Origin of the sequence: Burkholderia sp. Bp8992, assembly GCF_003853705.1 — a bacterium.
In the GTDB taxonomy this organism is placed as follows: domain Bacteria; phylum Pseudomonadota; class Gammaproteobacteria; order Burkholderiales; family Burkholderiaceae; genus Burkholderia.
This window is the reverse complement of sequence record NZ_QTQI01000002.1, coordinates 58,901-79,851: the sequence shown is the minus strand read 5'-3', so window position 1 is coordinate 79,851 and position 20,951 is coordinate 58,901. Positions and strand designations below refer to the sequence as shown.

Genomic DNA, 20,951 nt, shown 5'->3' with positions numbered 1-20,951 from the left:
GCCGCGCGACGCTCGTGGCATCGCGCGACCGGGCGTTCATTGCAGCGCGCTGCTCGCGGCGTGTGCGCGGTAAGCCCGCCAGCCGCCGAACCGCGTGATGTCCGTCGCATCGTCGAGCGCCGCGCTTTCGCACAGGAAGCCCTGCACGCGCGCGCCGTCCGCGAGCGTCAGCGTGCCGATGCCGAGCGGCGCCGCAATGCCCGCGACGAAGCTGCCGTACGCCGCGACCGGCATCTCCCAGATCTCGACGGCAATCGGCGCGCCGCCGTCCGGCACGCGCACGAGCCCCGGCTTGGCGACCCCGCCGCCGGATGCCGCGTCGGACAGTGCGTACAGCCGATAGGCAGCCGCCGTCGTCGTCGCGGCAACGAAGCGCGCGCCGCGCTGCGTGAGCTGCCCGTTCAACGGCTCGCCGCGCAGATGCGCACCGACGACGGCCACGCGCACCACGCCGGCGGATGCGGCAGGCGCAACGATCGCCGGGGCCCGTGCGTCGCCGGCAGCCGGATCGCCGCCGCCCCACGCCTGGGCGAGATCGAGCAACCGCGCATCGTCGTGCGCGCGGCCGACGAACGTGATCCCGAACGGCAACCCCGCGTGCGGCCCGGTCGCGCAGAAACCGGCAGGCACCGCGATCGCCGACAGGTCGAGCAGGTTGACGAAGTTCGTGTAGTAGCCGAAGCGCGAATTGATGGCGATCGGATCGGCTTCGAGCGCATCGACGGTCGCGGTCGTGGCCGAGGTCGGCATCACGATCGCGTCGAGTCCGTTCCATGCGCGGGCAGCCTCGACGCGCAGCGTCGCGAGCCGGTCGAACGCGGCGAACGCGTCGGCCGCGCTGAAGCGCGACGCGCCGCCGACGATCGTGCGAATCACCGGATGCAGCGCCTCGGGTTCCCGCGCAGCGAACGCGCCGAGCGCGGCGAGCCGCTCGGCCACCCACGGCCCCTCGTAGAGCAGCCGTGCTGCGGCCAGGAACGGGCTGAAGTCGATCTCGACGATCCGCGCGCCGGTCGCCCGCAGGCGTTCGAGCGCCGCGCCCCATGCCGCGCGGTACGATGCGTCGCCGAAGAATTCGAGCTGGTCGGCACGCGGCACGCCGAAGGCCGACTGCGCGAGCGGCCGTGCCGCGTCCGCACGCAGCCCGTCGGCCGCCAGCAGCGGCTGCCACGCGCGCCCGTACGGATCGCCTTCGGTCGTGCCATGCGCGGCGGCGAACACCGACCGTACGTCGGCCGCCGAATGTGCGAACACCGACACGCAATCGAGCGACCGGCAGGCCGGCACCACACCGAGCGTACTCAGTACGCCGCGGGTCGGCTTGAGCCCGACGAGCCCGTGAAACGCGGCCGGCACGCGCCCGGAACCGGCCGTGTCGGTGCCCAGCGAGAACGTCGCGACGCCGAGCGCGACCGCCACCGCCGACCCGGAACTCGACCCGCCCGATGCGTAGCGCGGATCGAGCGCGTTGCGGCACGCGCCGTACGGCGAGCGCTGCCCCGACAGCCCGGTCGCGAACTGGTCGAGATTGGTCTTGCCGACCGGAATCGCGCCGGCCGCGATCAGCCGCTCGACCACGGGCGCGCTGCGTGCCGGCGTGTACGCATACGCCGGACAGGCCGCTGTCGTCGGGATGCCGGCGAGGTCGATGTTGTCCTTGATCGCGAACGGCACGCCGTAAAGCGGCAACGACGCGATGTCGCGCCCGGCCAGCGCGTCCGCGTAGGCCGTCATCTCGGCCCGGGTCAGCGGCCGGATCCACGCGTGATGCGGATCGCCGGCGTCGAAATGCGCGGCGATCGCGTCGACGAGCGCATGCGGTGTCAGGTGGCCGGCCTCGTAGCGCGCCCGCAGCGCGGCCATCGAGCGAAGCCCGGGCAGGAGCGAGCGTGGCGTCGTGCTCATGCGACCTCCTCGGCGGCACCCGCCTTCAGCACCATCAGCCGCTGGCCGGCCACCACAGCCACGCCCGGTGCGCAATCGACCGTCTCGATCATGCCGTCTTCCGTTGCCGTCACCGCCACCTCCATCTTCATCGATTCGACGATCGCGACGACCTGCCCCTCGGTCACGCGCTCGCCGGGTTCCACCAGCACCTTCCACACGCTGCCCGACACGTCCGCGGCAATCGCGCGCTGCGTGTCGTCGAGCGCACCCGCGCCGCGTGCCGCCTGCGCGTCACCCTGCTCCGCCTCGCCGACGTACTCCGCGTGCCCGGCCGCCCGCCACCGGTCGCGCTCGGCTTCGAACGCGGTTTGCTGCGTGGCCTTGAACGTCGCGATCGATTCCGCCTCGTCGCGCAGGAAGCGGTTGTACGCGCCCAGGTCGAACACGGATTCCTCGATCCTCAGCGCCGCGCGGCCCGCGATGAAATCCGCGCGCAGTGCGGTCAGCTCGGCCTCGCTGACTTCGTAGAAACGGATCTCGTCGAAGAAGCGCAGCAGCCACGGCTTGCCGGTTTCGAATTCACGCGTCGTGCGGTGACGGTTCCACATCTGGACGGTACGGCCGACGAACTGGTAGCCGCCCGGCCCTTCCATGCCGTACACGCACAAATACGCGCCGCCGATGCCGACCGCGTTCTCGGGCGTCCAGGTGCGCGCCGGGTTGTACTTCGTCGTCACGAGCCGGTGCCTCGGATCGATCGGCGTCGCGACCGGCGCGCCGAGGTAGACGTCGCCGAGCCCCATCACCAGATAGCGCGCATCGAACACGATGCGCTTCACGTCGTCGATGCTGGCCAGCCCGTTGATCCGCCGGATGAACTCGATATTGCTCGGGCACCACGGCGCGTCGGGCCGCACCGACTGCATGTAGCGCTCGATCGCGACACGCGTCGACGGGTCGTCCCACGACAGCGGCAGGTGCACGATGCGATTCGGCACGCGCATGTCGGCCACGTCGGGCAGTTCGCGCTCGGCGGCCTGCAGATGCGCGAGCAGCGCGGCGAGCGGCAGCGTCCGCGCGTCGAACTGGATCTGCAGCGAACGGATCCCCGGCGTCAGGTCCAGCATGCCGGGCAGCCGGTGCGCGTCGAGCCAGCACATCAGCGCGTGCACGCGAAAGCGCAGGTTCAGGTCGAGCATCAGCGGCCCGTATTCGACCAGCACGTTGCGGTCGCCCGAGCGGCGGTAGACGACGCCGATGCCGCCGCCGGCCGACGGGTCGCGATGCAGCACGCAATCGTCCGGCGTGCCGGCCGTCGCCGCGGCATGGCCGGCCGGCACGCGGGCGCGCACGAACTGCACGGTATCGCCGGGGCGCAACTGCCCGAGCTTCCACAGCTCGTCGCGCACGACCGTCACCGGACACACGAAGCCGCCGAGGCTCGGACCGTCCGGGCCGAGGATCACGGGCATGTCGCCGGTGAAATCGACCGCGCCGATCGCATACGCGTTGTCGTGGATGTTCGACGGATGCAGGCCGGCCTCGCCGCCGTCCGCGCGCGCCCATTGCGGTTTCGGCCCGAGCAGCCGGACGCCGGTCCGGCTCGAGTTGTAGTGGACCGTCCACTGCGTGCCGTACAGCATCGCGATGTCGTCCGGCGTGAAGAAGTCCGGCGCGCCGTGCGGGCCGTCCAGCACGCCGAGCGTCCACGCGTGCGTCAAGGCGGGGATGTCGGCGTCGGCCAGCGTCGCGCCGGCATCGCCGCGCCCCGCGTCCGCATGCAGGTGCAGCACGTCGCCCTTGCGCAACGCGCGCCCCGCGTGGCCGCCGAACTGGCCGAGCGTGAAGGTCGCCTTGCTGCCGAGATAGTCGGGCACCTGCAGCCCGCCTTTCACGGCCAGGCAGGCGCGCACGCCCGCGCCCGTCACGCCGCCGAGCTTCAGTACCGAACCGGGCCGCGCACGCAGCACCTGCCAGAACGGCGCGGGCTCGCCATCGAGCGCGGCCGCGAGCGGTGCGCCGCCGAGCACGAACAGCGTCGCGGTGTTGAAGCGCAGCGTCGCGCCGACCATCGTGAATTCCAGCCCGGCCGCGTCGCTTGCATTACCGAGCAGCGCGTTCGCCAGATCGAACGCGCGGTCGTCCATCGGACCGGACGGCGGCACGCCGACGCTCCAGTAGCCGACGCGCCCGGGCGCCTGCTGCACGGTGGTCTGCACGCCGCCGTCGAGCACGTCGATCGTATGCGGCGCGAACGCGAAGCGCGACAGGAAAGCCGTCGTCGGCGCGCCGCGCGCGAACGTGTCCGAGCCGGCGATCGCGCGCAGGTAGTCGAGGTTGGTTTCGATCCCGTACAGCTCGGTGCGCGCCAGCGCGGCCTGCAGTGCGGCCAGCGCGTCGCGGCGCGTATCGCCGCGCACGATCAGCTTCGCGAGCAGCGGATCGTAATGCGCGCTGACCTCGGTCCCCGCTTCGATCCAGCCGTCGACGCGCACGTCGTCCGGAAAGGCGACGTGCGTGAGCAGGCCCGCGCTCGGCAGGAACTGCTTGTGCGGGTCCTCCGCATAGAGCCGCACCTGGATGCTCGCGCCGCGCGGCTCGACGGCGAGCGTGTCGAGCGGCGGCAGGTCGCCTTCGGCCTGCAGGATCATCCATTCCACGAGATCGATGCCCGTGACCGCCTCGGTCACGCAATGCTCGACCTGCAGCCGCGTATTCACTTCGAGGAAATAGAACCGCCGCGTGCTCGCGTCGAACACGAATTCGACCGTGCCGGCCGATGCGTAGCCGACCGCGCGGGCGAGTCGCACCGCGCTCGCGTGCAGTGCGTCGCGCTCCGCATCGGTCAGGTCCGGCGCGGGCGTTTCCTCGATCACTTTCTGGTTGCGGCGCTGCACCGAGCAGTCGCGTTCGCCGAGCGCGATCGCCTCGCCGCGCCCGTCGCCGAAGATCTGCACTTCGATATGCCGCGCGTGTTCGACGAACTTCTCGAGATACACGCCCGCATGCGCGAAGTTCGCGTTGCCGAGCCGAACGACGGATTCGAAGGCGGCCTCGAGCTGCGCGGCGTCGCGGCACAGCGACATGCCGATCCCGCCGCCGCCGGCCGTGCTTTTCAGCATCACCGGATAGTCGATCTCGCCGGCTTCGGCGAGCGCGGTCGCCACGTCGTCGAGCAGGCCCGTGCCCGGCAGCAGCGCGACGCCCTGCGAGGCCGCGAGCTCGCGCGCGGTGTGCTTGAGGCCGAACGCGCGCATCTGGTCGCCGCGCGGCCCGATGAAGCGCAGGCCCGCCGCTTCGCAGGCATCGGCGAAGCCCGCATGCTCGGACAGGAAGCCGTAGCCGGGATGCACGGCCTGTGCACCGGTCTCGCGCGCGGCGGCGAGGATCGCCGCGACGTTCAGGTAGCTCTCCGCCGCCGGCGCGGGGCCGACCCGCACGGCTTCGTCGGCGAGCGTCACGTGGCGCGCATCGCGGTCGGCATCCGAGTAGATCGCGACCGACGCAATGCCGAGCCGTTTCAGCGTACGGATCACGCGGCACGCGATTTCGCCGCGGTTCGCGACGAGGACTTTGGCGAATCTCATGTTGCCTCCCGCTGAGCGGCGCCGGAGCAGCGCGTCAGCGCGCCCTCCGGTCCCATGCAAGGCAGGTGAGCGTGGCGGTCGTTCATGCCGCCTCCCAGATCGTGAGGCGCACGGGCGTCGGGTTGTAGCCGTTGCACGGGTTGTTGAGCTGCGGGCAGTTCGAGATCAGCACCGTGACGTCCATCTCCGCACGCATCTCGACGTACTTGCCGGGCGCGGAAATGCCGTCCTCGAACGTCAGCCGGCCGAGCGGCGTGACAGGCACGTTCATGAAGAAGTTGACGTTGCCGACGAGATCGCGCTTCGTGAGCCGCGCGCCCGCGCCGCACGTGCAGTGCGCGATCGCATTGAGGAAGCTGTCGCGGCAGTTGTGCATGTGACGCTTGTCGAGCGCATAGCGCACCGTGTTGCTCTCGGCCGCGCACGCGCCGCCGAGCGTGTCGTGGCGGCCGCAGGTGTCGGCGACGATCGTCGCCATCGGGTTGCCCCGGCTCGACAGCAGCACGCTGCCGGCGCTCAGGTACAGGTTGCGCTGCGCACGGATCGTGTCCTGTGCGCTGTAGCGCTCCTCCGGGTCGTCGGACCGGTAGAACAGCGTGTCGACGGCCTGGTTGCCTTCCAGGTCGAGGATGCGGAAGACCTGCCCGCGCTTCAGGTCGTGCAGCCACGGTTCGCCCGCGTTCAGCGTGACGTCGTGGATCGCGTCGCGCGTGTCGAGTCGGCTTTCGATGATCGGCATGGCTCGGCTCCTTACGCGAACAGGCGGTCGGTGTTGATGAAGCCGCGCGTGTTCTCGGCGCACGCGTGCCGGCACGGATCGTCTTCGGGCGCGGCGCCGTCCGCCGGATACGCGCGGTACGCGATCAGCTTCACCGGCTTCGGCGCATAGTCCGCGCGTGGATCGAGCGGATGCGGCGCGGTCGAGAATGCCGCGAGCGTATTCATCTCGAAGCGCAGGTCGACGGCACTGCCGGCCGTCGAATGCCCGGGGACGAAGTCGAGCGCGCCGTCGTCGCGCGTCTCGAGCTTGCTGAAGAAATTGACGTTCGCGACGAGGTCGCGCGCCGACAGCCCGTATTTCGCGAGTTCGAGCACGAGGCTGTCGCGGCCGTTGCGGATCATCGCGTTGCGATCGGCCTGATACGTCGTCGTCCCGTACTTGTGCGCGAACAGGCGCGCGTCGCCGACGCCGCCGAGCGGGTCGTGCCAGCCGAGCGTGTCGGCCGTGATCGACGCGATCACGCGCCCCATGTCCGTGTACAGCGCATGGCCGCGCGTGAGATGCGCGGTGTGCTGCGCCTTCAGCGTATCGGCCATGTTGTAGCGTTCGAGAGGGTCTTCCTGGCGATGAAACACGGCGGACAGGTTCGCGCCGCCTTCGACATCGACGATGCGCAGCGCGAGGCCGCGGCGCAGGATGCCGGACCAGTGGGTTCCGGCGGGAATCAGCGTTTCCCACGCGACGTGCGGCGGTGGGGCGAGGACGGCTTGGGGGCTCGGCGACATGGCGGCTCCGTGGTCGGTTGGATAAAAGGCGTGAGAGGGCGACCGAACGACATCGCGACCTCCCGGGCTTTTATCCCTCCGTGGAGCCTCGCCGTTTCCTCGAATCGAGGCGAAGGCAAGACCGGATTGCTCTCGGACCAGGCATCGTGCGGCGCGAACGCCGCACGACCGGAACCCTAGCGATCCTGAAGATGATGCAAATTGCTTCGCACCTCTCGGGCAACGATTAAGCGAGTTTCGTGCCAGCGTGGACGGAATGGCCGCACAACAAGGTGCGGCGGTGCGCGGACGCGCTGCGTGCACGACATTGCGGCGGCCGCTTGCCCGCGCCGCGGGCGTGCGGCGCACCAAGCGAACGCGATCCCGCACCGCTGCAGTGCGTGCCGCACGCGCAGGCACGGCACGATCCGCAGTGGCACGGGCATTGCATCGACGGAGGCACCCTCACTCGATACGCCATCGTTCATGAACAAGCTCGACCTGCTCCGGCGCGTGCTGACCGCCCTCTTCTCCGCCCGCTTCATCGAGCTGCAGCGCGCCGCGCGCCGACGCTGAACCGCCCTCGTCGCGCGTCGCTGGCACGGTTCTCGCTCGGCATGACGCCGAGAGGTGCGGCGGCGTCGCATCTTAGGGGTGCTAGGGTTCCGGTTCATCGAACGTCTGGTCCGAGAGCAGCCCGGCACGTGTTTGCCCGATCGCGAGAGCGGGCGCGCACGCGCTACACGGCGGGACAAAAGCCCGGGAGATTGGCGATGGCAACGGCCGTCGCGCCTCTCCGTGGCCGTTTCGTTCGTTCCGCATCCGCAGGAACCGGCCACGCGGCCGGACCGTGCACAGGCACGGTCCGTATCGACGATCCCGATCCCGGTCTCCTGGAGAAACACGATGACCCGTCCCGCCCCGGCGCTTCGCCGCCTGCTGTCCTTCCGTTCCATCCGTCATGCATTGGGCGCCGCCGCCACGGCCGCGACGCTGCTCGCGGCGCCCGCCGCGCACGCGGCCGCGCCGCTGAAGATCGGCTATAGCGACTGGCCCGGCTGGGTCGCGTTCCAGGTCGCGCTCGACAAGGGCTGGTTCAAGGAGGCCGGCGTCGACGTCGATTTCGAATGGTTCGATTACTCGGCGTCGCTCGACGCGTTTTCCGCGGGCAAGCTCGACGCGGTCGCGGCCACCAACGGCGATGCGCTCGTGACGGGCGCGTCCGGCGCGAAGAACGTGATGATCCTGCTGACCGACTATTCCGCCGGCAACGACATGATCGTCGCGAAGCCGCCGCTGCGCAGCGTCGAGGCGCTGAAGGGCAAGAAGGTCGGCGTCGAGCTCGGCCTCGTCGATCACCTGCTGCTTGAAACCGCGCTGCAGAAGCACGGCCTGAAGGACGGCGACGTGACGCTGGTCAATGCGAAGACCAACGAGCTGCCGCAGGTGCTCGGCTCGTCGGCCGACATCGCCGCGGTGGCCGCCTGGCAGCCGAACGCGGGCGAGGCGCTGAAACGCGCACCGGGCGCACGCGCGATCTTCACGTCGGCCGATGCACCGGGGCTGATCTACGACGCGATCACGGTCGCGCCCGCGAGCCTCGCCGCGCGCCGGGCCGACTGGGCCAAGGTGATCAAGGTCTGGTATCGCTGCGTCGCGTACATCAACGATCCGAAGACGCAGGCCGACGCGGTCAGGATCATGTCGGCCCGCGTCGGGCTCGCGCCCGAGCAATACCTGCCGCTGCTGAAGGGCACGCACCTGCTCGACGAGGCTGCCGCGAAACGCGCGTTCCGCAAGGGCGACGGGCTGGATTCGATCTACGGCTCGACGCACAACGCGAATGCGTTCAATGTGCGCAACGGCGTGTACAAGCAGTCGCAGGACATCGACGCGTACATCGATCCGCGCCTGGTGGCGCCGCACTGACCACGGCCCGAGCCGGTGTCGCGGACAGCAGGCAAGAGGCGCTTGCCGCGACATCGCCCACCGCATGCACCGGCCGGCCGAACGACGGCCGGCTTCCCCGCTCCCCGCGATTCTGCTCGATTCCGCACAGGACCTTTCCTGTGCAGCGCCTTAATCGACCGCCGCACGATCTCCAATAATGGCCGCTCGATCCGTCGGCCAGTCCGCCGACGCGACCCGCCCGCCATCGTGCCGGGCCAACGATAAAAAATCCTATGCATTCCTACCAGATTAACCAGCATGCCGGCGCACGCGTCGCGGGGACCGTCATTGCCGCATGCCTGACCGCCATCGCACCGGGCATCGCGCACGCACAGAGCAGCGTGACGCTCTACGGCCTGATCGATACGTCGATCACCTATGCGACCAACCAGCGCACGCACGGTGCGGGCTCACCCGGCAGCGGCACCGTCGCGCTGACGAGCGGTGCACTGAACGCGTCGCGCTGGGGGCTGCGCGGCCGCCAAGATCTCGGCGGCGGAATGGCCGCGGTCTTCGCGCTCGAGAACGGCTTCTCGGGCACGAACGGCAAGCTGTCGCAGAAAGGTGTCGACATGTTCGGCCGTCAGGCGTGGGTCGGCGTGAGTTCGAAGACGGCCGGCACGCTCACCTTCGGCCGCCAGTACGACCTGATCCTCGATTTCGTGACGCCGCTCGGCGCGTCCGGCCCCGGCTGGGGCGGCAATCTCGCGGTCCATCCGTACGACAACGACGATTCGAACCGCAACATCCGCATCAACAATGCGGTGAAGTACACGAGCCCGACGGTTCGCGGGCTGACGTTCGGCGCGATGGTCGGCTTCTCGAACACGGCCGGCCAGTTCGCGAACAACGCGGCGTTGAGCGCGGGCGTGTCGTATGCGAACGGGCCGCTGAAGCTCGGCGCCGGCTACCTGAAGATCAGCCGCGACCGCAACTCGCCGAACCCGGACGGTGCGCTGAGCACGGTCGACGGATCGGCGACGATCACGGGCGGCAACCAGCAGATCTGGGCCATGGCCGGCCGTTATGCGTTCGGGCCGCATTCGGTCGGCGCCGCATGGTCGCACTCGACCACCGACGGCGTGACGGGCGTGCTCCAGGGCGGCAACATCGCGCCGCTGAAGGGCGAATCGCTGGTCTTCGACAACTTCACGGTCGACGGGCGCTACTTCGTCACACGTGCGTTGAGCGTCGCCGCCGCGTACACGTACACGATGGGCCGCTTCGACGCACGCACGGGCCAGACGCGCCCGAAATGGAGCCAGGTCGTCGCGCAGGCCGACTACGCGCTGTCGAAACGCACCGACGCGTATCTCGAAGGCGTTTACCAGAGCGTGAGCGGCGGCAACGGCATTCCTGCGTTCAATGCGACGGTCTGGACGCTGACGCCTTCGGCGAACAGCAATCAGGTGGTCGTCGCGCTGGGACTGCGGCACAAGTTCTGACGGCGCGCCGTGCGATCGTCGTGACTCGCCCCCATCAGGCCGCGCCCGTGCGCGGCCTTTTCGTTGTGGCAGCCTGGACCGCATGGCGCCGCCGAGAGCAAGAATGCCTGCCCGACTGTCGCGTCCGCGCAAAAAATGCGAAGAAACTGGTCGCGATGTGACATTTTTCCTAATCTGTTTGCAGCGACGCCGTATTTCGGCGCTCCGGACGCAACACCCTTTCATATGGCGCACCGCCGGCTTACGAACACGCATCACGTCGACGAAGCCGGACTTTTCGCGCCATTGCGGCCGGATACGCGCGTGCCGACGGCATGCGCCACGCTTTCAACGCAGTCAACCGCTGGAGAAGAACGATGAGCAAAATGAACCGGTTTGCGGTCCTGGCAACCTTCGTACTACTGGCCGGTTGCCACAACGCGGCGAAAACGCCCGAGAACGCCGGCACGCCGCCGACGCCGTCGAGCGAAGCCGTCGCAACGGTGACGGCCGACGATCTCGACAATCCGAACAGCCCGCTCGCGAAGCGCAGCATCTATTTCGACTTCGACCAGTACAGCGTGAAGCCCGAGTTCCAGTCGCTGCTGCAGGCGCACGCCGATTACCTGCGCAGCCATCCGGCACGGCATGTGCTGATCCAGGGCAACACCGACGAACGCGGCACGTCCGAATACAACCTCGCGCTCGGCCAGCGCCGCTCGCAGGCGGTGTTCAGCGCGCTCCAGACGCTCGGCGTGCCGGCGACGCAGCTCGAGGCCGTCAGTCTCGGCAAGGAAAAGCCGGTCGCGCTCGGTCATGACGAGGATGCGTGGGCGCAGAACCGTCGCGCCGATCTCGTCTATCGTTGATCTGCTGCCGCCGCGACGGCGGCCCCCGCATGAGGGAAAGTCACGCAGGCCGTTGACCGTCGTCACGGCCGCGCAGTGCCGTCCGGTCTGCCGGATCGTGCTCGCTCGTCGGTCAAGCGCGCGATGCGCGGCGCACCGCACTCAACGCCGGCGTTCGAGCCGCCGATGCAGCCAGTGCGACAGCACCGCGGACGTCACGATTGCATCGAGCGTTGCGATCGCGTTGATATCGCCCACCTTGTCCGACTTGAGCATCCAGGCGACGAGCAGCACGTAGCCGATCATCGTGCCGGCGCCCACGACCATGCCCAGCAACACGAACCAGCGCCGCCGGATGCGTGTGCCGATCGCGCCCAGGATGCCGCCGGTCACCATCGCGGGCAGGAAATAGCCGAACAGAAACGACGCAAAGAAGATCAGCGGCACCATGCCTGCGCTGACTTTCAGCACGTCCCATGACGGGCCGTCGATCAACGTCCATGCGATCAGCATCACCGCCGGCCAGACGAGCGACGCGACCAGCGGGCCGCCGACGGCGAACGTCAGGCAGCCGAACACGGCACGACTGGACAGGCTGGACGAATGGCGCCCGGGGCGCTCGAGGGTAGCACTCATTTTTCTGTAGTCGGAATCGGAATGGCGGCGTGCCGGAGTGTACCAAGTCGCCGCGCCATGCCTCGATTCCGGCCCCTTCGCGCACGGCGATACGCAAAAAGCATGGAATAAACGGCCGGCCCGCCGCGTTTCGTCATCGCGCAGTCGCGCGGTTCATGCGAACCGCCTTTTCCTGTGACCTGCGCGTTGCGAGGAGATTGCAATGAAATCGGCAACGTTGGCCGCGGCGCTGATCGCGGCACTGGTGCTCGCGCTGACGGCGGGATGTTCGTCGTCCGGCAGCGGCGTGTCGCAAGGGCCGGGTATGAGCCGGTACGGCGGCGGCTCGGGAGGCAGTGGAGGCGGTGGCGGAGGGGGCGGCGGCTACTGAAGCGCCACCGAAAAAAGCGGCGCGGCGCGCCGCACGCAAGCGCCGGAAACCGGCTGCCTCGCGCACGACGCCCCGCCCCGCAGCACGACTTAACGCATCGCCTTCACGTCGGCCGGCGTGACGCTCGCAGGCTGGCCGCCCCACGTCGCGCGCAGGTAGTTCGAGAGCTGGGCAAGCTCGTCGTCGCTCAGCGTGTGCGCGAAGCCCGGCATCGGCTGCAGGTTCTCGAAACCGGCGAACTTCTGCTCGCCGATGCCGTCGAGCATCGCGACCAGCAGGTTGCGCGGATCGCCCTGACGTACCGTCGAGTTGCCGTTCATCGGCACGGCCACGTGCGGCTTGCCCTCGCCGTTGAAGCCGTGACAGCCAGCACACACCGCGAGATACACCGACCGGCCGGCCGCGAGCTGCGCGGCATCGGCCGATACCGGCTTCACCGGTTGCGGCGCGGGCGGCGTGTCGCCAAGCAGGTACACCGACAGCGCGCGCAGGTCGTCCTTCGCCAGGTATTGCGTGCTCAGGTGCACGACCGGATACATCTCGCCGAACGCCGAGCCCTGCGGCGCGATGCCGACGCCGAAGAACGCCTGCAGGTCGGTGCCCGTCCAGCCGCGCGCGGCGAGGCCCGCCGGCGTGATGTCGGGCGCCGCCACGCGGCCGAGCGCGGCACCGGCGAACGGCTTCGCACCGTCGAGCTGGCCCGTGAATGCGCGCGGCGTGTGGCATTCCGCGCAGTGGCCGAGCGCGCCCGCGAGATAGCGGCCGCGCTGCCAGTCGGCGGATCGTCCGGCCGACGCATCCGGCAGGCTGTCCTTCAGGAACATCATGTCCCAGAACACCATGCCGAAGCGCAGGTTGTACGGGAACTTCAGGTCGTGCGCGCGGTTTTCCTGTGCGACGGGCTTGACCGTCATCAGGTACGCGTACATCGCGTCGGCGTCGGCACGCGTGAGCTGCCGGTACGACGTGTACGGCATCGACGGATACAGGCGCTTGCCCGGCGCCTTGCCGTCGTGCAGCGCGGCGTAGAAATCGTCCGCGCTCCAGCTGCCGATCCCGTGATCCTTGTCGGGCGTGATGTTCGAGCCGTAGAACGTGCCGAACGGCGATTCGAGCGCCGCGCCGCCGGCGAACGGCGCGCCGTCCTTCGCGGTGTGGCACGCCGCGCAGTCGGCGGCCTTGACGAGATAGCGGCCGCGCGCGACCTGGTCGGCGCCGGGCGCGCCGGAAGCCGCGTTCGAGGCCGGCGCGTCGTGGACGCCGCACGCGGCGAGCAGCAGCGCGCAGGCCGCGGCGAGCGCGGGCAGGCCCGCAGCCCGCGCGACACGATGAGCGAGTGTGCGCTTCATGCGGACTCCTTGACGAGTCCCGGCGTCGTCAAAATCACGTCCTTCACGGCTGCGTAGTAACGGACATAGCCCGTGCAGCGGCAGAGGTGCGCGTCGAGCGCCTCGGTGATCGTGCGTTCGACGTCGGCCTTCGCGACCGGCTCGCGCTTCAGGCGTTCGATCAGCACGGTCGCCGCGTTGACGAAGCCCGGCGTGCAGTAGCCGCACTGGAAGCTGAAGTGCTCGAGGAACTTCTGCTGGATCGGCGACAGCTCGACCACTTCGCCGGCTTCGTTGCGCTTCGCGTGGCCTTCGATCGTGCGGATCGAACGGCCGTGGAAGAAGTGCGCGCCGGTGATGCAGGTGCGCATTTCCTCGCTCGTGCCGTCCGGCTTGTCGACGATCACGACGCACGCGTGGCAGACGCCCTGCCCGCAGCCGAGCCGCGAACCGGTGAGGCCTGCGTACTCGTGCAGGAACTCGATCATCATCAGCCCTTCCGGCACCTGCATCGGGCCGACGGACTTGCCGTTGATGTTCACCGACAGCGGCTTCTGCTGGAACCGGACGAGCAGACGCTCGACGGCGGCCGGAGCCGATGCCGGCGCGGAAGGAACGGATGCCGGTGCGGCCGAAGCTGCCGCCGGCGCGGAAGCGCCGGTCGCAGCCGCGCTGGCGCTCGCGGCCGAAGCCGCGGTTTGGGCGGTCGTCATGCGAGCACCTCCTGGATCTTTTGCGGGGTCACCGGCAAATCGGTGAAACGATGGCCGATCGCATGCGCGATGCCGTTCACGATCGCGCCGACGACGGGGATCATCACCACTTCGGCGACGCCCTTCGGCGGATCGGTCTCGGACAGCGGCGGCAGCACGTCGCCCGTCTGCGTCCACACGGCGACGTCGGACGCGCGCGGCAGCTGGTAGCGGTTGAAGTTCCACGTGCCGTTGCCGGGGCCGTCCTCGTAGAGCGGCAGGTACTCGTGCAGCGCATGGCCGATGCCCATCGCGAGGCCGCCCTGCAACTGGCCCGACACGAGCTGCGGCGAAATCTGGTTGCCGCACTCCATGATCGAGTGGTGCGTCAGCAGTTCGACCTTGCCGGTCGCTTCGTGCACGGCCAGCTCGACGAGCGTGCCGACCGCCGTGTAGTACGTGACGGCCGCGTTGTTGCGGCTCGTCGGCGGGATGAACACGCGCTTGCGGTCCAGCACGCGGTAGCCGTTCGCGGTCGGCGCCAGCGTGCCGCGCATCGCGGTCGCGCCGGCCGGCGCGGCGGTGCCCGGCAGCGGGCCGTTGTCGGCGCCCGTCTTCGGCGCGCCGATGCGCAGCGACAGCCCGTCGATCGGCAGACGTTCGACCGTGCCGCCCACGTCGAACTCGGCGTCGGTCCACTGCCAGCGATTGAACACGTGCACGACGGCGCCGGTCGGCAGGCCGAGCGCATGCGCCTGCTTCGCGAGCTGTTCGAACGTCAGCGGCTCGAGGCCGTCGGCCGTCAGCTTGCCGTCGACCCAGCGCGCATCCTCGATGCGGATCGCGTACGGCGCGGCCTGGCCGCCGCCGAGGCCGCGCGTCCAGATCGACATCGCGGCCGGCCACAGGCCGTAGCGGAATACCGCCCGTGCGGCTTCGCGCGTGCTGTGCGTGAAGTAGTACGCGGAGTTCGTCGCGCTCGACGGCGACGCATAGCCCGGCGACCAGCGCGGGTTCGCACTCAGGCGATCCTGGTCGGCCTGCGACATCAGGTACGGGTCGCCGCTCGTCTCGACCGGCAGGTCGGGCCATTCGGTCACGGCTACGCGCACTTCCGTTGCCGGACGGCCCAGCCATTTCGCGACCGCGACGGCCTGCGACGTCGACATCCCGGTGCCGATCTCGGCAGCCGTGTGCTGCAGCGACACCTTGCCGTTCTCGTCGAACTCGACCTTCGCGAACGACGCTTCCGCGCCCGTGCCGAAATCCTTCTGCACGCAAGCGAAGCCGACGCCGTAGCGCTTGCCCGGGTTCGCGGCCTCGAATTCGGCCTTGCGCGCGACACGATGCGTCCACAGCGGATGCTGCTTCGCGCGCTCCAGCACCTCGTCGACGCGCAGCGCGCCGGCGGGAATCGCACCCTGCGTGTTCTTCATCCCCGAACGCAGCGCGTTGCGCAGACGGAAATCGATCGGATCGAGGTTCAGCTGCGCGGCGATCTCGTCGATCGCCATCTCGGTCGCAGCCATGCTCTGCAGCGTGCCGTAGCCGCGTGCCGAACCGGCGTCGATCGCACGCGACGCGATCGCGACCGCGGCCAGGTCGCTCTTCGGGAAGTAGTAGATCGATTGCGCGGCCGTGGCGCCGACCATCGCGACCGACGGCGAGAAGTTCGAGCGGCCGCCGCCGTTCGCCTCGAAGTCGCCCTTGAACGACTGCAGCAGGCCCGTGTTGCGGTCGACCGCGATCCGGTAGTGCATCTTGAACGCGTGGCGCTTCAGCGACGTCTGGAACTGCTCGTAGCGGTCGTTCGCGAAACGCACCGGACGGCCGTCCGCATACAGCGCGCAGACGAGGCCGTAGAACGGCACGTTGAAGTGATCCTTCGAGCCGTAGCCGACCGTGTAGCACGGATGCACAAACAGCTTCTTCACCGGGAAGCGGCATTTCGCGACCATCGCGGCCGCGTTCTCCGACACTTCGAGCGGCGACTGCGTCGGCACCACGAGGTGCAGCGACTGCGTCGCGGCGTCGTACCAGCAGTTCGCGTTGTCGGGTTCGAGCGCGGCCGTATCGACCGACTGCGTGTTGTATTCGCGATCGAACACGAGCCAGTCGGCCGACGGATGGTCGAGCTCGCTGGCGATCTGCCCGGCCAGGAACATGCCCTGCTCGTCGAGCTTGCCGTGCTCCTTGCCGTCCGGCCAAACCGGCAGGTGCTTACGCATCATGCTCGGGAAGATCGGCGCGTCCTTCAGGCTCGAATAGACGTCGTCGTCGTAGGCCGTCTTGCCGCCCACGCGCACGTAACGGAAGGTGCCCCACGGGTCGCGCTCGAGCGGGCCCGTGACCGCGCCGTAGCGGATCACGTCGTCGCGGAACTTGAGCGCGTTCTTCGCGAAGCGGAAGCGCGCGAAGTCGTGATAGATCAGGATCGCGACCGCATGGCCGAGATACGCGGGCGTCTTGCCGGCCGGCAACAGCATGTCGTCGCCGTAGAACGTCGGGAACGCGACGCCGTCGCGCGCGAGATCGTCGGCCGTGACCACGCGGTCCGGCTTCAGGTCGTCGCCGAGCAGCGACAGGTCGAAGCCTTCGTACGTGCGATCGGCCTGCGTGACGCGCAGGATCAGCGCATGCGACTGCTGCTGCGGCCAGTGCGGCATGTCGGCGGCACGCACGTCGCGGGCGAACACTTTCGAGCCCGTGACCTTCGCGATGCCGTCGATGCGGGATTGGGGGATGCCGGTGACGCTATCCCATTTGACAGGGGTGAGGAGTTTTTCTTCGAAGAGCGCCGCGAATGCGCGGCTGCCCAGGGGCGCGACATACACCGCGACGCCCGCCAGCACGCTGGCTTTCAGAAAACCCCGCCGTGACAGGCCGTGGTTTTTCATTGGGGGGAACCTCCTGATGCGGCTCGGACGGCGATCGGGTGTCGCGACGTTCGGAGCGGCGCGCATTCTGGCATTGTTTTAGATATATCGCCTATAGTATTTCCCGCATGAAATACTTATTGAATTCCTTATAACGGGATTCAGCCGGCCTGCGGCGGGCGGTCGCGGGGCGTACATCGCCTGGTTTACCCCGGTTCGCTCCGGCCCGGGACGTATCGACGGCATGCGGCAGGCATGCGCGCCATGCATCGCGGCCGGTCTCCGGTCGGCCGCCGCGCATCGTCCCGTTCGCAACGATGCTGCCCCCGCGCCGACGGATGCGCAAGCCTTTCGCCGGCGTGGTTGACGACCAGCAGCCGGCTCGGCATCGGGTCCTCCCGCCCTGCCGCGCCGTCCATCTTTCATGGTAATGTCGTGCGCATCCGGCCGGGCCGGCGCTTCCGCCACGTGCCGTGCGGGCGCCGCCGGCCATCGCGACATCGTGTCGAGGTCAAAAACCATGGCAGTCAGGACCTTTCTCCTGAACTCCGTTCTCGCCACTCCCGCCTCCGGCAACCACCGCGTGACGGCCGCGCTGCGCCCGTCGATGCTCGTGACGCTGTTCGAGGACGTGCGCCCGATGGCGCTGTCCGGGCTCGCGAGCAGCTTCGTTGCGGCCGTTGCCCTGATGCGGCTGCAACAGCTCTGGTGCCTCGCCTGGCTCATCGCCGACTTCGGCCTGCTCATCGCGAGGCTCGCGATCGCGCGCGCGTACACCGTGCAGCGCAACGCCGGCGACGACCGCGCCGAATACTGGGCGTTGCGCTATGCGCCTGTCTCGCTCGTCGCGTGCTTCGTGCTCGGGCTCGGCGTGATGGGCTGCGTGCAGGCCGTCGACGTCGAGCTCGGCACGCTGTCGGTGATGGTCGCCGGCGGCGTGTTCGGCGGGATCGCGTCACGCAATTCGGCGCTGCCGCGGCTCGCGATGACGCAGGTCACGCTCGGCGTGCTGCCGATCGGTGTCGGCGCGCTGCTCGCCCACCGCTCGGGCGCGTGGCTGCTGCTGCCGCCGCTCGCGATCTATCTCGCCGCGATGCGCACGGTCGTCCAGCGCCACTATCGCGTGCTCGTCGCGCTGCTCGCCGCACGCCAGCGCAACGCCGAGCTCGTCGCGCACTTCGACGCCGCGCTCACTTACATGCCGCATGGCCTGTGCATGATCGACGGCGACAGCCGCGTGATCGTCGCGAACCGGCGCACCGCGCAGCTGTTCGGCTCGCCGCGCGAAATCATGCTCGATACGCCGCTGCCCGACGTCGTTGCCGCGCTCGGCGCGAGCGCCGTGACCGGTCCCGGCGACGGGCTCGCCGCCCAATGCGACGCGTGGCTGCGCCGCGTCGAACCGGTGCCGTTCGACATCGTGCTCGACGACGGCCGCCAGCTCGAACTGACGCGCCATCGCGTGCCGGACGGCAATGCGGTGATCATCGTCGAGGATGTCACGACGCGCCGCCGGACCGAACAGCACATCCGGCACCTCGCGCGGCACGACGCGCTGACGGGTTTGCCGAACCGCCACGAACTGCATGCGGAGCTCAAGCGGAGGCTCGCGCGCCGGCCGCGCCTGCCGAGCCCCGCGTTCGCCGTCATGTATCTCGACCTCGACGGCTTCAAGGCGATCAACGACCGCTTCGGTCACCAGGCCGGCGACGAGGTGCTCACGCAGGTCGCCGAGCGGCTCGGCAAGACGCTGCCGCCCGGCGAGCTCGCGGCGCGCATCGGCGGCGACGAGTTCGTCGTCGCGATCGACGACACGACGATGCAGGCATGCTCGATCCTCGCCGCGCGGATCATCCGGCAGATCTCGGCGCCGTACGCGCTGTCGATCGGCGAGACCGTCTCCATTGGCATCAGCATCGGCATCGCGCTCGACGACGGGCACGGCTCGCCCGACGACCTGATCCGCCAGGCCGACAGCGCGCTGTACGACGCGAAGTCCGCCGGCAAGGGCATCTACTGCTTCTACTCGAGCGGCAGCCGCCGCGTGGCGCCGGTCGCCGCGAGCTGACCCGGCGACGCACGCACCGCTCCGTCTTTTTCCTGCCTGCCGCTTCCTCCCGACGATTCAATTCCGAAACACCTTGCGCGTTCGCACGTGGCGTCGCGCATGCGCGTGTCACGTGACGTGTTCCGTAACATCGCTGCTCGCCGCGCGTCACGTTGGCCGCAGAAGCCGGCACGATCGACGCAGCGCAAGGCTTTTCGTGGTTGGCACTCTTATTGCTCCCTGTCAGGGAAACAGGTTGTCAGGGAGACCCAACATGAATACCGTCGAAGTCCTCAGCCGCAGCGAAACCGTCGACGAACTGGATGTGATCGACGGCGCATCGCTGATCCGCCGGCTCGTGTCCGAACGCCGCGTGCCGGCCGCACGCGAAACCGCCTGCATCGACAATCCGCCGCTGACGCTGTACGGCGCGTTCCGCCAGGGCGTCGCCGATCACGGCACGCGACGCGCGAATCCGTATCGTGCCGGCAGCCGTTTCTGGGCACTGTGGGAAGAAGGACGTCTCGAAGCTGAAACATCCGGACGGTAAGCCGGTTGCACGCGCCGGCCCTGTTGCGGCAAGGGATCGGCGCGAATTCCAACACACGAACGCAGCCGGCCCGCGCGCCGGCATGTGTTCATCGCTGCAACATCCGCGTGGGCTCGCATTCACTGGTACAGGCGCCTGAAATGATTCGAAGAATCTTGCTCTGTAGCTGGATATGGCTCGCGTTTCATACTGTCGAGTGCACGGCGGAGACGACTGCGCCCGATGCGACGCAGAAGCTCGCCCTGCTCAAGGAAGGCCGATTTGCCGAGCTGGATCATGCAATGACCGCCGTTTAGCAGGCATTTGAGCATGGCTCGATAAGCGACGAGCGAGTAGTCGAAGCATTCCGTGCCCTTTACTTCGCCGACCCCGACCTGGAACCAAAGTTCGATCAATGGGTTGCTCGGTTTCCGCAATCGTATGCGGCGTTGTTGGCGCGCGGAATGTACTACGAGGCGATGGGATGGGTCAGGCGCGGCAGCGCATATGCCCGGAGCACCAACGAGCGACAGTTCGCCGGAATGCGGGCCTATCACAGCATGGCTCTGCGCGATCTGTCGAAGTCGACTGGACTGACTGCAAAGCCCACCGTGTCATATATGGAGGAGATCGAGATCTGGAAGGCGCTTGCTGGCACGAACAAGGAAAGCCGCGAACTGCTCGACCAGTCCATCAAAAAGGACCCCGGGAACATCGTGGTCAGGCGTACCTATCTCATTTCGATACAGACAAGATGGGGCGGGAGCCCTAAACGGATGGCGGCCTTTGTCGATGAGTGTCGGCGGGCCTCTCTACCGGCAGCGGCGCTACGAGAGTTCGAAGCGATGGCCATTGCAGATAGAGGATGGGTCATGTATCGCGACGGAGACGATTCCGGCGCAGAAAAGGCCTATGCCCAGGCGCTCGCGCTGATGCCGAACGACCGGGACATGCTGACACAAATGAGCAACGTACTCGTTCGCGAGAACAAGTACGAGCAAGCAGTTGAACCTTTGTCGAAGCTGATCAGCATGGACTCGAGCAACAGTTACGCTCTTTCAAGAAGGGGCGCCATTTATCAAGGCATGAAACAGTCGGAACGAGCGCTTAAAGACTACGAAAAGGCCGCCGAGCTGGGAGATGACTTCTCCGAAAATGAATTGGGCAAGTTCTATTGGTTCGGAATTTCAGTGCCCCGTGACAAGGAGCGTGCGATCAAGTTGTTTCGCCGCGCCGCGGAACAAGGCAACAAAGATGCCGAAAAAAATCTTGCGTGGGCGTTGCAGGGATAG

Annotated in this window: 16 protein-coding genes and 2 riboswitches; of the genes, 7 read left to right on the top strand and 9 right to left on the bottom strand. The window is 68.4% G+C overall.

The features are described 5' to 3' along the window. Positions 1-36 precede the first annotated feature (36 nt). The 4 genes from atzF to DIE03_RS03235 all read right to left on the bottom strand — a co-directional run bounded on the left by atzF (position 37) and on the right by DIE03_RS03235 (position 6,980). The gene (gene atzF / locus DIE03_RS03250) at positions 37-1,905 is read right to left on the bottom strand and encodes an allophanate hydrolase (RefSeq protein WP_124447433.1); all 1,869 of its coding nucleotides are present in this window, start codon (positions 1,903-1,905) and stop codon (positions 37-39) included. Beyond that, positions 1,902-5,474 carry an urea carboxylase gene (uca, locus tag DIE03_RS03245; RefSeq protein ID WP_124447431.1) on the bottom strand — a complete coding sequence of 1,191 codons (3,573 nt, stop codon included), beginning with the start codon at positions 5,472-5,474 and terminating at the stop codon, positions 1,902-1,904. Before uca ends, atzF begins: the two co-directional genes overlap by 4 nt. An 82-nt stretch (positions 5,475-5,556) precedes the next feature. Further along, complete coding sequence (locus DIE03_RS03240; RefSeq protein ID WP_124447429.1) at positions 5,557-6,213, bottom strand: urea amidolyase associated protein UAAP2; 657 nt, start codon at positions 6,211-6,213, stop codon at positions 5,557-5,559. An 11-nt stretch (positions 6,214-6,224) separates the two neighbouring features. Further along, positions 6,225-6,980 (bottom strand): urea amidolyase associated protein UAAP1, encoded by a 756-nt coding sequence (locus tag DIE03_RS03235; RefSeq protein WP_124447427.1) that lies wholly within the window; start codon positions 6,978-6,980, stop codon positions 6,225-6,227. Between the two features lie 57 nt (positions 6,981-7,037). Further along, positions 7,038-7,171, bottom strand: a riboswitch (guanidine-I (ykkC/yxkD leader). Between the two features lie 434 nt (positions 7,172-7,605). Beyond that, a riboswitch (guanidine-I (ykkC/yxkD leader) is annotated at positions 7,606-7,727 on the top strand. Between the two features lie 138 nt (positions 7,728-7,865). Between DIE03_RS03235 and DIE03_RS03225 the strand changes: the two genes are divergently transcribed. The 3 genes from DIE03_RS03225 (at position 7,866) to pal (ending at position 11,202) form a co-directional block, all read left to right on the top strand. Further along, positions 7,866-8,888, top strand: a complete 1,023-nt coding sequence (locus DIE03_RS03225) for an ABC transporter substrate-binding protein (protein ID WP_124447425.1) — start codon at positions 7,866-7,868, stop codon at positions 8,886-8,888. Positions 8,889-9,142: 254 nt separating this feature from the next. Continuing rightward, complete coding sequence (locus tag DIE03_RS03220) at positions 9,143-10,354, top strand: porin (RefSeq protein WP_124447423.1); 1,212 nt, start codon at positions 9,143-9,145, stop codon at positions 10,352-10,354. Between the two features lie 356 nt (positions 10,355-10,710). After that, positions 10,711-11,202 (top strand): peptidoglycan-associated lipoprotein Pal, encoded by a 492-nt coding sequence (gene pal / locus DIE03_RS03210; RefSeq protein ID WP_124447421.1) that lies wholly within the window; start codon positions 10,711-10,713, stop codon positions 11,200-11,202. 141 nt (positions 11,203-11,343) lie between these two features. On the opposite strand, the gene DIE03_RS03205 is transcribed toward pal, so the two are convergent. After that, a complete protein-coding gene (locus DIE03_RS03205) occupies positions 11,344-11,817 on the bottom strand; it encodes a hypothetical protein (protein ID WP_124447419.1) in 474 nt (157 codons plus the stop codon). A 202-nt stretch (positions 11,818-12,019) separates the two neighbouring features. On the opposite strand from DIE03_RS03205, the gene DIE03_RS38110 reads away from it, so the two are divergent. Next, the gene (locus DIE03_RS38110; RefSeq protein ID WP_185658090.1) at positions 12,020-12,187 is read left to right on the top strand and encodes a hypothetical protein; all 168 of its coding nucleotides are present in this window, start codon (positions 12,020-12,022) and stop codon (positions 12,185-12,187) included. An 89-nt stretch (positions 12,188-12,276) separates the two neighbouring features. Here DIE03_RS38110 and DIE03_RS03200 read toward each other — a convergent pair whose 3' ends face one another. The 3 genes from DIE03_RS03200 to DIE03_RS03190 are packed head-to-tail and all read right to left on the bottom strand — an operon-like array spanning position 12,277 to position 17,104. Beyond that, positions 12,277-13,536: a cytochrome c gene (locus DIE03_RS03200; protein WP_124447417.1), complete on the bottom strand. Its 1,260-nt coding sequence runs from the start codon at positions 13,534-13,536 to the stop codon at positions 12,277-12,279. Next, on the bottom strand, positions 13,533-14,228 hold the full coding sequence (locus DIE03_RS03195; RefSeq protein WP_124447415.1) for a (2Fe-2S)-binding protein: 696 nt from the start codon (positions 14,226-14,228) through the stop codon (positions 13,533-13,535). The genes DIE03_RS03200 and DIE03_RS03195 overlap by 4 nt, the downstream gene beginning before the upstream one ends. After that, entirely contained in the window at positions 14,225-17,104 is a 2,880-nt protein-coding gene (locus DIE03_RS03190; protein WP_124447413.1) for a xanthine dehydrogenase family protein molybdopterin-binding subunit, read from the bottom strand. Before DIE03_RS03190 ends, DIE03_RS03195 begins: the two co-directional genes overlap by 4 nt. A gap of 499 nt (positions 17,105-17,603) precedes the next feature. Between DIE03_RS03190 and DIE03_RS03185 the strand changes: the two genes are divergently transcribed. Together DIE03_RS03185 and DIE03_RS03180 are read left to right on the top strand one after the other, a co-directional pair. Continuing rightward, positions 17,604-19,151: a sensor domain-containing diguanylate cyclase gene (locus tag DIE03_RS03185; protein WP_124447411.1), complete on the top strand. Its 1,548-nt coding sequence runs from the start codon at positions 17,604-17,606 to the stop codon at positions 19,149-19,151. Positions 19,152-19,404: 253 nt separating this feature from the next. Beyond that, a complete protein-coding gene (locus tag DIE03_RS03180) occupies positions 19,405-19,680 on the top strand; it encodes a hypothetical protein (protein ID WP_124447409.1) in 276 nt (91 codons plus the stop codon). Between the two features lie 119 nt (positions 19,681-19,799). Here DIE03_RS03180 and DIE03_RS03175 read toward each other — a convergent pair whose 3' ends face one another. Then, entirely contained in the window at positions 19,800-20,075 is a 276-nt protein-coding gene (locus DIE03_RS03175; protein ID WP_124447407.1) for a hypothetical protein, read from the bottom strand. 48 nt (positions 20,076-20,123) lie between these two features. Between DIE03_RS03175 and DIE03_RS03170 the strand changes: the two genes are divergently transcribed. Continuing rightward, entirely contained in the window at positions 20,124-20,951 is an 828-nt protein-coding gene (locus DIE03_RS03170; RefSeq protein ID WP_124447405.1) for a tetratricopeptide repeat protein, read from the top strand.